Here is a 13,033-nt window from a genome sequence, read left to right as displayed (position 1 = left end):
GCGGCGATCATCAAGTCGGGCTGCGGCCTTATTACGGCTGGCCGCCACGACCATCGGCCGGAGCGACACGGCCGGAGCGACACGGCCGATGGTGCCTTCTACCGTCGCCTTTCGGCACGGATTGGAACATTCGATGAGCCATCAGGGCAATTGCCGCGACAACGCTGTCGCAGAGAGCTTCTTTCAACTCCTGAAGCGGGAGAAGGTCAGACGCAGGAAATACCGGACCCGCGAGGAAGCACGGCGAGACGTCTTTGAATACATCGAGATGTTCTACAACCCAAAGCGCAAGCACACGAACAACGGCATGCTGTCGCCCGTTGACTTCGAAGAAAGACAGCTCAAACTGGAAAAGGTAGGTGTCTAGGAAAGTAGGGGCACCTCAGGCCGCGCCTTCATCCGAACACCATTTCCGATATCGTCGGCAGAGCCGCAGAGGTCTGTGCGCTTGCTAAAAGCGACGGCGCGACAATACACCCCCCCAAAAAGATCCCCTTCATAGCCGGCATTACGGCTCCGGAGGATCGAGATCCGAAGGGTCGCTACGTAAGTTTCGAAGATATCGGCGCCCTGATCGAATCCTGCCGACGGCCGCACATGCGAGACCTGCTTCTACTCGTCGTCGGGTGCGGTGGCCGGATCGGTACTGTTGCTGATATGACTGGTGCCTAGGTGCGCCTCGATCTCGGCGTCATAGATCTTCCCGGCGACGGCAGTATAGACAACAACACGAGGCCGCCGATCGTCCCGATAACCGGACCTATGCACCGGACTCTGCAGAGACTGATCGCACAGTACGGCGACGGACACCTTCTGCATGAGAAGAATATGCCGATCGCGCAAGGAGCACGAAACTGGACTCAGATGATCCAGAGACTTGTTAAAAGATCCGGAATAGATAAGGAGCGAAACCCTGGAGACACCTGCGCAAATTGGTATTCGATCCGGCGCACTTTCGCGGACTGGCTTGACGAGCGCGTCAGCGATGCGGCTATCTCGGCAGTGATGGGCCACTTCGAAATTTCCTCAAGAACACGGCGACAGCTCTTCGACGCTGTCAGCCCGACAACCGATCTATACAAGCGCCGGAAATTGGGTCCGGTTCTCGAAGTTTCAGATGTTCTTGAGAAAGAATGGTGGCCTTCCATCCAGCCCCATACAAGTGTATTGCTGACGAAATAGCGTCGGTTTACTGATGCGGGCTGATGCAGGAGATATAGAATGACCATGAAAACAAAGGTGCATCAGTATAATGAAAGCCATGTCCACGACGTAACGATTACCCGTGAAAGCCCGAACTACAGGGTTGGCTAGGACCTTGCGCTGACGGGCTTATCTGGCTTGTCGCAACGGCATTGCAAAGCTTTCGCCGCGCCTGTTCGGGGCGCGGCCCTCGGGGTGACATACCCTGTCGGGCGGCCCGCCGCTCGCGTGATACGATCGGATAGACCATGACACCCGCCGCCCGCATCGCCGCCGCTATCGAGATCCTTGACACCGTGTTGTCGGGACAAAATGCCGAGCGCGTCCTGACCACTTGGGCGCGCTCGAACCGTTTTGCAGGATCGAAGGATCGCGCCGCCATTCGCGATCACTGCTTTGATGCGCTGCGCTGTCTGCGCTCCTATGCGTGGCTTGGAAATGCGGGGGAAGAGCCAAGCGGGCGCGCCCTGATGATCGGCGCGTTGCGCGCGCAAGGCTGCAGCGAAGCGGCTTTGGCAGAGATGTTCAGCGCGACCGGATATGGCCCTGCGGCGTTGAGCGAACACGAAACTCGAATGCCAAGTCTGCAGACAGCTCCGCCCGCGGTTGCGCTGGATGTGCCGGATTGGCTTTTCCCTTTGTATCAGAGTGCCTTGAGGGTGGATGCTCACCCAATTCTCGAACTGTGCCGTCACCGCGCTGCGGTGTTTTTGCGGGTCAATCTTGCAAAGGGCACGCGTGAGGCCGCCCAAGAGGACCTGCGTGCGGATGGGATCGAAACGCAGCCACATGCGCTGTCGGATACCGCCCTCGAAGTGACCCATGGCGCGCGCGCTGTTGCCCGTTCTGCGGCCTACGTCAGCGGGCTTGTCGAGCTGCAGGATGTTGCAAGCCAGGCGCTTGTAGATGCTTTACCCTTGGCGCAGGGGATGCGGGTGCTCGACTACTGCGCAGGGGGCGGGGGCAAAAGTCTTGCCATGGCCGCACGGGCGCAGATGCGCGTGACTGCACATGATATTTCCGCCGAGCGGATGCGCGATGTGCCGGTGCGTGCGGCGCGCGCAGGTGCCCGGATCGACACTGCCCTGCAAAGCGAGTTGCGCGGGCCATATGACCTGGTTTTGGTCGATGCGCCCTGTAGCGGGTCGGGGTCCTGGCGGCGTGCGCCGCAGGCCAAATGGGATCTGACGCCCGAGCGCTTGGCGCAGCTGACCACGCTTCAGGCCGAAATCCTGGATGAAACCGCACCTTTGGTGGCTGCCTCCGGGGTTTTGGCCTATGCGACCTGCTCGCTGTTCGAGGCGGAAAACTCCCGACAAGTTGAGGCATTTCTGACGCGCCATCCTGAATGGTCCGTGCAGAACACCCGCCTCTTTACCCCACTGGAGGGCGGCGACGGATTCTTTCTGGCGCAGTTCCAGCGCCAGTCCTGACGGCCTCACGCACGCTTTTCCCTTTCATTTTGGCACCTTCGCCACAGCAAGTGGTCGAAAAACCGGCCAGATCGCTTTGCGCGGTTGTCGAATGACGAAAAGTCATTCAACCTAAAGATGAGTTATCGGTGTTAAGGACCCGTTAACCCTTTTGCGGCGATGGTACAAAATGAGAATCTTGGAGGAACATGGTGTTGGATAAATCGCTCGCGCCGGGCCCCGTGACGCGGGTCGCTTTGCGGCTGGACAGGCGTGCCACTGTGTTGGCGCTTGCCGGTGGAGCCTTGTTGATCGCCGGTTTGCTGGTCCCGCCGGCAACGCTTGGATTGCTGTTGTTTTGCGTTGGCGGGTGCCTGGTCTGGACAGCCGCTGTGGCGCGGCTTTTGGCGCAGCGTCATCGCGCGGTGCGCCGCCGGTTCTACGCCCTCATTTCCAGTTTCGTCGAACATGATGCCTCGCCGTCCTTTACCACCGATATCGACGGTGTGATCGGCTATCAAAACCCTGCCGCGACGATGCGCTTTGGCGGGCAGGGCGGCGAGACCTTGCTACGTATTCTGGGGCAAAGCTTTGCCTCGCCCGCCGCAACCCTGTACCGCCTGCAGACCCGCGCGCAGGCCAAAGGCTCCGCCCGTGAAGATGTGATCACACGCCACGGGCATTTGCGTATTTCCGTTCATGCAACGGGGGAGGACGGCTTCTTGTGGCGGCTCGAAGACATCATCGACCGTACGGAGGGAGAGCTGGGCGGACAGATGTCCGCGCCGGTGTTGACGCTGTCGCGCAGTGGTGCCCTGCTGTCGATGAATGATGCGTTGAGCCGGCTGGTTGGCGGTGACGATGTGCCGCTTGAACGGATTCTCCCTGAGGGGCCGCTGCGTACGGGGGATGTCTATGACATTGCGACCCCCGACGGCGCGCGCAAAATGCGCCTGTTCGAGGTGGAAACCGCCTTGGGGCGGCGCGAAATCTATTTCATGCCCGATACCGCTGTCCATCAGGCGGCCGAATGGGTCGCCTTTGACACGCTGCCGGTTGCTCTTTTGAAGGTTTCCCCGACAGGTGATATCGAGGATGCGAACCGAAGCGCGCGCGACCTCCTGGGTGTTTGCCAGCTCGAGAACCAGCCTCTGGGCAATTTTGTCGAGGGCTTGGGGCGTTCTGTTGTTGACTGGGTGGCGGATGCTGCGGAAGGGCGCGGCATCGGTCGCCCCGAATTCATGCGCGCCTCCGAGGGGGCCAATGACACCTTCATCCAGATTGTGTTGAACCGGATCGACGCCGCAGGCAGCGCCAGTCTGATCGCCGTCCTGTCGGATGCGACGGAGTTGAAGACGCTTGAGGCGAAATTCGTGCAAAGCCAGAAAATGCAGGCAATCGGTCAGCTTGCGGGGGGGATTGCACATGATTTCAACAATCTTTTGACGGCAATTTCGGGGCATTGTGACCTGTTGTTGCTGCGCCATGATCAGGCGGACCCTGAATACGGCGACCTCGTTCAAATTCATCAGAATGCCAATCGGGCGGCCTCACTGGTTGGTCAACTGCTGGCTTTTTCGCGCAAGCAGACCCTCAAGCCCGAGCGGGTCGTCTTGCGCGATGCTCTGGCCGATTTGACCCATCTTTTGAACAGGTTGGTCGGGGAAAGGGTCACCCTGACCCTCAATCACGACCCGGATCTTTGGCCGATCCGCGCGGATAAGCGGCAGTTGGAACAGGTGCTGATGAACCTAGTGGTCAATGCCCGCGATGCCATGTCGGGGGGCGGTCAGATCAAGATCGAAACCAATAACGCGGTGCTGCAAGCGCCTTTCACCCGTGACAGGGTGACACTGCCCGCCGGCGATTACGTGGTGATCAAGGTCAGCGACGAAGGCTGCGGGATTCCGCCCGACCGGCTGCAAAAAGTATTCGAGCCCTTTTACACCACCAAGCGCACGGGCGAGGGCACGGGGCTTGGCTTGTCAACGGCTTACGGGATTATCAAACAAACGGGGGGCTATATTTTTGTGGATTCGGTGGTGGGCATCGGGACCTCTTTCCTTATCTACCTTCCGTCGTTCAACGCGTCCGACCCCGTCGCAGAGGCGGCACCTGCGTCGCTGCCTGTGGCCTCGCCGGAGCGCGGGTCGGGTGTGGTTCTGTTGGTCGAGGACGAAGCCCCCGTGCGCGCCTTTGCCTCGCGCGCGCTGCGCATGCGCGGCTATACGGTGATCGAGGCCGAAAATGCAGAAGAGGCCTTGGAAACGCTTGAGGACAAGTCCTTGGAAATCGACGTCTTTGTGACCGATGTGATTATGCCCGGAATGGATGGCCCGAGCTGGGTCAGCCAAGCCCTCAAGGACCGTCCCGGCGTGAAGGTCGTGTTTGTCTCGGGCTATGCCGAGGACAGTTTTTCCGAGCAGCAGTCGCGAATCCCGAATTCGGTCTTCCTACCCAAACCCTTCTCCCTGTCCGAACTTACGGCCACCGTTCATGACCAGATCCACTGATCGCGGGCCTTGGCGGGAAGGCGGGTTATAGCAGGTTTTGAATAAAACTGTTGCAATGTTCTCTTTTTGGTCTCATGTTGCATTAGGAACAAGACAAGAACACAAGCAGTGATTGCCGCACGGTATCTCGTGTGGGATAAGGGGATCGAACAATGGCTACGGCGACTGCAAACGATATGAAAAAGAACGATAGCGACAAACAAAAAGCGCTCGATAGTGCCCTGGCGCAGATCGAGCGCCAGTTTGGTAAAGGCTCGATCATGCGGCTTGGCGGGGACAATCCGATTGCCGAGATCGAGTCAACCTCGACCGGGTCGCTGGGGCTGGACATTGCACTGGGGATTGGCGGCATTCCCAACGGCCGGATCATCGAGATTTACGGGCCGGAAAGTTCGGGGAAGACGACCCTGACGTTGCACTGCGTGGCGGAAGAACAGAAAAAGGGCGGCGTTTGCGCCTTTGTCGACGCCGAACACGCGCTGGACCCGATTTATGCCCGCAAGCTTGGTGTCAACCTTGATGAACTGCTCATTTCGCAGCCCGATACGGGCGAGCAAGGGCTTGAGATCGTTGATACGCTCGTGCGCTCGGGCGCAGTTTCCATGGTCGTCGTCGACTCGGTCGCGGCGCTGACGCCAAAATCCGAACTGGAAGGCGATATGGGCGACAGCTCTGTCGGTGTCCATGCCCGTCTGATGTCGCAGGCGATGCGCAAGCTGACCGGGTCCATTTCGCGCTCCAAATGTACCGTGATCTTCATCAACCAGATCCGCATGAAAATCGGCGTCATGTTCGGCTCGCCCGAAACGACGACCGGCGGCAATGCGTTGAAATTCTACTCCTCCGTCCGTCTTGATATCCGCCGGATCGGCTCGATCAAGGATCGCGACGAGGTGGTGGGCAACCAGACCCGCGTCAAAGTTGTGAAAAACAAAGTGTCGCCGCCGTTCAAACAGGTGGAATTCGACATCATGTATGGTGAAGGCATCTCCAAAACCGGCGAACTTCTGGACCTTGGCGTCAAGGCGGGCGTTGTCGACAAATCCGGCGCGTGGTTCTCCTATGGGGACGAGCGGATCGGGCAGGGGCGCGAGAACTCGAAACAGTTTTTGCGTGACAACCCGCAGATGGCGCTCGAGATCGAGGATAAAATCCGCGCGGCCCACGGGCTTGAGTTCGACATGGACGCCGGCTTCAAGGAAGATGACGACTCGATGGTCGAGGAATAAGCGCTCAAGCCGTTTTCGAGCGAAATGATCACTGGGCCGGACCGTTTTGGTTCGGCCTTTTACATTTCTACGCGGCCTTTGGCTGCCAAAGCTTGGTGGGCTTATGGACACATGCGACTTGCAGGGATAAACGGGTTCAACCCTGATTGAAGAGAGCCGCATCCCATGCCCAGCTTGAACGAGATCCGTTCCACTTATCTGAAATATTTCGAAGGCCAAGGGCACACGATCGTGCCGTCTTCGCCGCTTGTTCCGCGCAACGACCCGACCTTGATGTTCACCAACTCGGGCATGGTGCAGTTTAAAAACTGCTTCACGGGTGTGGAAAAACGCGACTATGTGCGCGCGACGACTGCGCAAAAATGTGTGCGCGCCGGCGGCAAGCACAACGATCTCGACAACGTCGGCTATACCGCGCGCCACCACACGTTTTTCGAAATGCTCGGCAACTTTTCGTTCGGCGACTATTTCAAAGAGACGGCGATCAATTTCGCTTGGGAGTTGCTGACCAAAGAGTTCGACATCCCCAAGGACAAGCTGCTGGTCACGGTCTATCACACCGACGACGAGGCCGCCGATATCTGGAAGAAAGTCACCGGATTTACCGATGACCGGATCATCCGCATTCCCACAAAAGACAACTTCTGGCAGATGGGCCCGACGGGGCCCTGCGGTCCGTGCACCGAGATTTTCTTTGACCACGGCGACCACATCCCCGGCGGCCCTCCGGGCAGCCCCGACGAGGATGGCGACCGGTTCATCGAAATCTGGAACAACGTTTTCATGCAGAACGAGCAGTTCGAAGACGGGTCCATGACCGAACTGGATATGCAGTCGATCGATACCGGGATGGGGTTGGAACGGATCGGCGCGCTGTTGCAGGGCCATCATGACAACTACGACACCGATCTGATGCGCAGCCTGATCGAGGCATCGGCCAATGTGACCGACGGGGCGCCCGACGGTCCGGGCAATGTGCATCACCGCGTGATTGCCGACCACCTGCGCTCGACCTCTTTCCTCTTGGCGGACGGGGTGACCCCCTCCAACGACGGGCGCGGCTATGTGCTGCGTCGCATCATGCGCCGGGCCATGCGCCACGCGCATTTGCTGGGGGCGAAGGATCCGGTGATGTTCAAACTGGTCCCTGCTTTGGTGCGCCAGATGGGCGAAGCCTATCCCGAGCTTGGCCAGGCGCAAAGCCTGATCGAAGAGACCCTCAAGCTGGAAGAAACCCGTTTTATCCAGACCTTGGATCGCGGTCTTAAGCTGCTGGACGACGAACTTGCAGGTCTACCCGAGGATGCACCGCTTCCCGGCGCTGCGGCCTTCAAGCTGTATGATACCTTTGGTTTCCCGCTCGATTTGACGCAGGATGCGCTGCGCGAAAAGGGCCGCACGGTGGAAACCGAAGGCTTTGACACCGCGATGGCAGAGCAAAAGGCCAAAGCCCGCGCCAGTTGGTCCGGTTCGGGCGAAGCGGCGGATTCGACCATCTGGTTCGACATTGCCGAAACCAAAGGCACCACCGAATTCCTTGGCTATGACACGGAAGAGGCCGAGGGTCAGGTGCTGGCATTGGTCGTTGACGGCGCGCAAGCGGATGGCGCAACCGGCGCGGTGCAGATCGTCGTCAACCAGACGCCCTTTTATGGCGAAAGCGGGGGGCAGGTCGGTGACAGCGGCGTGATCGTCACCGAGACCGGCACAGCGACCATCACCGACACCAAGAAAGTTGCGGGTGTTTTCATCCATATCGGCACGGTGACGGCGGGCGAAATCAAGCGTGGGCAGGGCGCAAAGCTGACCGTGGATCACGCGCGCCGCTCGGCCATCCGTGCCAACCACTCGGCCACGCATTTGCTGCATGAGGCGCTGCGCCGCGCGTTGGGCAGCCATGTGGCGCAGAAAGGCTCGCTGAATGCGGCCGACCGGTTGCGGTTTGACTTCAGCCACAACGCGGCGCTGTCGCCTGCGCAGCTTCGCACCGTCGAGCGCGAAGTGAATGAATTCATCCGGCAAAACTCCGTGGTCGAAACACGGATCATGACGCCCGACGATGCGCGCGGCCTCGGTGCGCAGGCGCTATTCGGGGAAAAATACGGCGACGAGGTGCGCGTCGTGTCGATGGGCGAGCTTGCAGGCTCGAACAAAGGCGCGAATGGCAAAACCTATTCGCTGGAGCTTTGCGGCGGCACCCATGTCAAACGCACCGGCGATATCGGCGCGCTGGTGGTGCTGGGCGATAGCGCGTCTTCGGCGGGCGTGCGCCGCCTTGAGGCGCTGACAGGTCAAGAAGCGCTGGATTATCTGGCCGCGGGCGCAAGCCGCGCCGACCAGGCGGCGGCTGTGATCAAAGCGCCCGTGTCCGAATTGGTCGAGCGGGTGAAATCCCTGTCCGACGATCGCAAGAAGCTGGAAAACGAAGTCGCCACTTTGCGCCGCGAACTGGCGATGTCGGGCGGGGCGCAGGGCGGTCCCGAGGCCCAGGAGGTCAACGGCGTCAAATTCTTTGCGCAGGTGTTGAGCGGCGTGTCGGGCAAGGATCTGCCGGCCCTGATTGACGAACATAAATCCCGCCTCGGGTCGGGTGCGGTTCTGTTGATTGCGGATGCGGATGGCAAGGCGGCCGTGGCGGCGGGCGTGACCGAAGATCTCAAAGGCACGGTCTCTGCCGTCGATCTGGTCAAGGCGGCTGTGGTTGAATTGGGCGGAAAGGGCGGCGGTGGCCGTCCCGATCTTGCACAGGGCGGCGGCAAGGATATTGCCAATGCCGATCAGGCCATTGCGGCCGCAAAATCAACTCTTGAAGGATAAGACCATGCCAGCACTCTGGATTGCCCATGTGAGCGTCACCGACGAAGAGGCCTATGGCAAATATGCCAAGGCCGCCGGTCCAGCCATCGCCCAGCACGGCGGCACGTTTGTGGCGCGCGGTGCGCGCTACGTCCAGCTTGAGGGCAAGGATCGCGCGCGCAATGTCGTTGCCCGTTTCGACACGCTGGAGGCGGCTGTCGCCTGCTACCATTCGGACGAATATCAGGCCGCTCTGGCCTTTGCCAAAGGCGCATCCGAGCGCGATCTTTGCGTGGTGGAAACGACCGAATAAGTCGTCCCGCATATGCAGATTTAGGGCCGCTTCTGTCAGGGAAGCGGCCTTTTTTTATGCGCCAATGCCGGTAGGCTGGCGCGACCAAGAGAGGAGCACGAATATGAGCGAATTAGAGACGCGCTATCGCGGCTACATTGCCTGTCTGAATGCGCGCGAATGGGACCGTCTGGGGGAGTTTGTCGACGAGCGTGCAAGCCATAACGGCGCCGCCTTTGGCCTTGCGGGCTACCGCGCGATGTTGCTGGCAGATGTCGCGGCGATCCCCGATCTGGTGTTCACCATCGACCTGTTGCTCGTGGACCCGCCACATGTCGCGGCGCGGTTGCACTTTGACTGCACGCCGGTGGGGGCGCTTTTTGGTCTGCCGGTGAACGGGCGGCGGGTGCAGTTCAGCGAGAATGTGTTTTACCGCTTCGAGGCGGGCAAGATCGTGGAGGTGCGATCCGTGATCGACACCGCAGCCATTGCGGCGCAAATTGCCTGAAACGAAAAAGGCCCGCGCTGTGCGGGCCTTTTGATTTATGGGGTAAGGCGTTGGCCTTACTTGGCTTTTGCCATCCGCTTGCGTTCGTTGGGGTCGAGGAAACGCTTGCGCAGACGCACCGCATTGGGGGTCACTTCCACCAGTTCGTCGTCGTCGATATAGGCAATCGCCTGTTCCAGCGTCAGCGTCACGGGGGGTGTCAGGCGCACGGCCTCATCGGTGCCCGAGGCGCGCACGTTGGTCAGCTGTTTGCCCTTGAGCGGGTTCACTTCAAGGTCGTTCTCGCGCGAATGCTCGCCGATGATCATGCCCTGATACACGTCCGCCTGCGCACCGATAAAGAAGTGGCCACGGTCTTCCAGTTTCCACAGCGCGTAGGACACGGCCTTACCAGCATCCATCGAAATCAGCACGCCTTGACGACGCCCCGGGATCGCCCCTTTGTGCGGGGCCCAGTCGTGGAACACGCGGTTCAGCACACCGGTGCCGCGCGTATCGGTCAAAAATTCGCCGTGATAGCCGATCAGGCCGCGCGCAGGCACATGGGCCACGATGCGGGTTTTGCCGGCACCGGCCTGTTTCATTTCCACCAGGTCGCCACGACGCGTGCCGGTCAGTTTTTCGATCACAACGCCGGAGTATTCGTCATCCACATCGATGGTGACTTCCTCGATGGGCTCCATGCGCTGGCCGTCAACTTCCTGGAACAGCACCTGGGGACGCGAAATCGACAGTTCGAAGCCTTCGCGGCGCATGTTTTCGATCAACACGCCCATTTGCAATTCGCCACGACCGGCAACCTCGAAGGCCTCGCCGCCGGGGGTGTCGGTGACCTTGATGGCAACGTTGGATTCGGCCTCTTTCATCAGGCGCTCGCGGATGATGCGCGACTGGACTTTCTTGCCGTCACGACCCGCCAGCGGGCTGTCGTTGATGCCGAAGGTCACGGTGATGGTGGGCGGATCGATGGGCTGGGCGGGCAGGGCTTCGTTCACCGAAGTATCGACAAGGCTGTCGGCCACGGTGGCTTTGGACATGCCCGCGACGGAAACGATGTCACCGGCTTCGGCCAGATCGATGGGCTGTTGGCCCAGACCGCGGAAGGCAAGGATTTTGGTGACGCGGAAGTTTTCGATCAGCGAGCCGTCGCGGGCAAGCGCCTTGATCGACTCACCGGCCTTGAGGGTGCCGCTTTCGACGCGACCGGTCAGCAGACGCCCGATGAAGGGGTCGGAACCGAGCGTGGTGGCCAGCATGCGGAACGGCGCGTCGCGCTGTTCAAGCTGCTTGGGGGCGGGGACGTGTTTGAGCACGAGGTTGAACAGAGCGTTCAGGTTCTCGCGCGGGCCGTCCAGCGTTTCGTCGCACCAGCCGTTGCGGCCCGAGGCGTAGAGATGGGGGAAATCGAGCTGTTCGTCATCCGCACCCAGCGAGGCAAAGAGGTCGAAACACTCGTCCAGCGCGCGGTCGGGCTCGGCGTCGGGTTTGTCCACTTTGTTGAGCACAACGATGGGACGCAGACCCAGCGCAAGGGCTTTGGAGGTCACGAATTTGGTTTGCGGCATCGGGCCTTCGGCCGCATCCACCAGCAACACAACACCGTCCACCATCGACAGGATCCGCTCGACTTCGCCGCCGAAATCGGCGTGGCCGGGGGTGTCGACGATGTTGATGCGATGGCCTTCCCATTCGACCGAGGTGGCCTTGGCAAGAATGGTGATGCCGCGCTCGCGCTCAAGGTCATTGCTGTCCATGGCGCGTTCGGTGGTGGCTTGGTTTTCGCGGTAGGTGCCCGATTGCTTCAGCAGCTCGTCCACAAGGGTGGTCTTGCCGTGGTCAACGTGGGCGATGATGGCGATGTTACGAAGGTCCATAGGTGCGTCCCGAAAATTGGTCGGCCCCTAGGGAAGGGAGGGGGCCGGAAAACTCATTTGGCCACGCGTTATACTGCATGCGCGAAAAAGGCTAGACCTAATGGCGTGGCGTTGCGCGCTATTGTGGGGACTGTGCGTCTTGAGAGACCGCCGGTGCCGCTTGGGGGGCTGGACTGTGGCCGGTGTCGGAAAACAGGTGGATCACCAGAATGCCGCCCAGGATCATTGCCATGCCGATCACGGCGGGCAGGTCCAGTTTCTGGCCAAACACCACATAGCCGATTGCGGCGATCAGCGCGATGCCAAGCCCCGACCAGATCGCATAGACGATGCCCACAGGCATGGTGCGCAGGGTCAGCGACAACAGGTAAAAGGCCAGGGCGTAGGAGACGATCAGGATCACGGTCGGCAGCGGGCGGGTGAATTGCTGCGAAGCGGTCAGCGCCGTCGTGCCGATGGTTTCAGCGGCAATGGCGATGACGAGAAACAGATAGGCTTTGGGCATCACGCGTCCTCAGGTGGCGACATAGTGGTCGCGGCGGTGGTTGATGGCGATCACCAGGTTGACGATCATCGCGCCGAGCAGCGAATAGGCAACCTGGGGCAGGGGCAAGAGCAAAGCGGCGATCCCAAAGAGCACCGCATCAAACAAAAGCTGCGTCCAGCCCGCTTTGAACCCCGTGGCCTCCTGCAAATAGAGGGCCAGAATGCCGACGCCGCCAAGCGAGCCGCCATGGCGAAAGATGGCAAGCAGACCGGCCCCCGAGCAAAAGCCAAAGAGCACAGCGCCAAAGATCGGGTTGATCTGGGAAAAGCTGATATAGGCGGGGAAGATTTCCGAGCATAGCGAAAGCCCCGCCACGCAGGCAAAGGTTTTCACGACAAAGCGCAGCCCCATGCGTTTCCACCCGAGCCAGTAGAAGGGCAGGTTGACGACGAAAAACAGCGCGCCAAACGACAGCGGCGTGAGATAGCTCAACAGCACCGCAAGCCCGGCGGTCTGGCCGGTGATCAGCCCCAGATCGCGCAGCGGCACAAGCGCAAAGGCACACATGAAAATGCCAAAGGCAAGGCCCTGTGCATCTTCGATCTGCGAGTGCCGGGTTGCAGGCGCGGGCGGGGCGCCGGTCGTGGGTGTCTTCATGGCCCGAGCATTACGCAACCGCCGATCCAAGGTCCAGACCTTACGCAATGTTAAGAGGCTTG

10 protein-coding genes are annotated in these 13,033 nt (G+C 60.3%); 7 read left to right on the top strand and 3 right to left on the bottom strand.

The genetic code is table 11. The annotated features are described in order from the left end of the window. The 7 genes from AQS8620_RS08450 to AQS8620_RS08415 all read left to right on the top strand — a co-directional run. Positions 1 to 367: IS3 family transposase (locus AQS8620_RS08450; protein WP_234990426.1), on the top strand; the 367-nt coding region annotated here is incomplete at its 5' end. Between the two features lie 1,084 nt (positions 368 to 1,451). Then, complete coding sequence (locus AQS8620_RS08440) at positions 1,452 to 2,636, top strand: RsmB/NOP family class I SAM-dependent RNA methyltransferase (protein WP_085836401.1); 1,185 nt, start codon at positions 1,452 to 1,454, stop codon at positions 2,634 to 2,636. A 188-nt stretch (positions 2,637 to 2,824) separates the two neighbouring features. Next, positions 2,825 to 5,128, top strand: coding sequence for a hybrid sensor histidine kinase/response regulator (locus AQS8620_RS08435; RefSeq protein WP_085836400.1), 2,304 nt, complete (start codon positions 2,825 to 2,827; stop codon positions 5,126 to 5,128). A gap of 152 nt (positions 5,129 to 5,280) precedes the next feature. Then, entirely contained in the window at positions 5,281 to 6,357 is a 1,077-nt protein-coding gene (gene recA / locus AQS8620_RS08430) for a recombinase RecA (RefSeq protein WP_085836399.1), read from the top strand. Between the two features lie 165 nt (positions 6,358 to 6,522). Next, positions 6,523 to 9,174 carry an alanine--tRNA ligase gene (alaS, locus tag AQS8620_RS08425; protein ID WP_085836398.1) on the top strand — a complete coding sequence of 884 codons (2,652 nt, stop codon included), beginning with the start codon at positions 6,523 to 6,525 and terminating at the stop codon, positions 9,172 to 9,174. Positions 9,175 to 9,178: 4 nt separating this feature from the next. Continuing rightward, a complete protein-coding gene (locus tag AQS8620_RS08420; protein WP_085836397.1) occupies positions 9,179 to 9,466 on the top strand; it encodes a DUF1330 domain-containing protein in 288 nt (95 codons plus the stop codon). 103 nt (positions 9,467 to 9,569) lie between these two features. Further along, the gene (locus tag AQS8620_RS08415) at positions 9,570 to 9,953 is read left to right on the top strand and encodes an ester cyclase (protein WP_085836396.1); all 384 of its coding nucleotides are present in this window, start codon (positions 9,570 to 9,572) and stop codon (positions 9,951 to 9,953) included. A 56-nt stretch (positions 9,954 to 10,009) separates the two neighbouring features. Here AQS8620_RS08415 and typA read toward each other — a convergent pair whose 3' ends face one another. The 3 genes from typA to AQS8620_RS08400 all read right to left on the bottom strand — a co-directional run bounded on the left by typA (position 10,010) and on the right by AQS8620_RS08400 (position 12,971). Next, positions 10,010 to 11,827 (bottom strand): translational GTPase TypA, encoded by a 1,818-nt coding sequence (gene typA / locus AQS8620_RS08410; protein WP_085836395.1) that lies wholly within the window; start codon positions 11,825 to 11,827, stop codon positions 10,010 to 10,012. Positions 11,828 to 11,945: 118 nt separating this feature from the next. Further along, on the bottom strand, positions 11,946 to 12,332 hold the full coding sequence (locus AQS8620_RS08405) for a DMT family transporter (protein WP_085836394.1): 387 nt from the start codon (positions 12,330 to 12,332) through the stop codon (positions 11,946 to 11,948). A 9-nt stretch (positions 12,333 to 12,341) separates the two neighbouring features. Then, positions 12,342 to 12,971, bottom strand: coding sequence for a YitT family protein (locus AQS8620_RS08400; protein ID WP_085836393.1), 630 nt, complete (start codon positions 12,969 to 12,971; stop codon positions 12,342 to 12,344). Positions 12,972 to 13,033 lie beyond the last annotated feature (62 nt).

This window comes from Aquimixticola soesokkakensis, assembly GCF_900172375.1.
Taxonomy (GTDB): Bacteria; Pseudomonadota; Alphaproteobacteria; order Rhodobacterales; family Rhodobacteraceae; genus Aquimixticola; species Aquimixticola soesokkakensis.
Note: the sequence above shows the minus strand (reverse complement) of the source record. Positions and strands in the feature narration are given on the sequence as shown.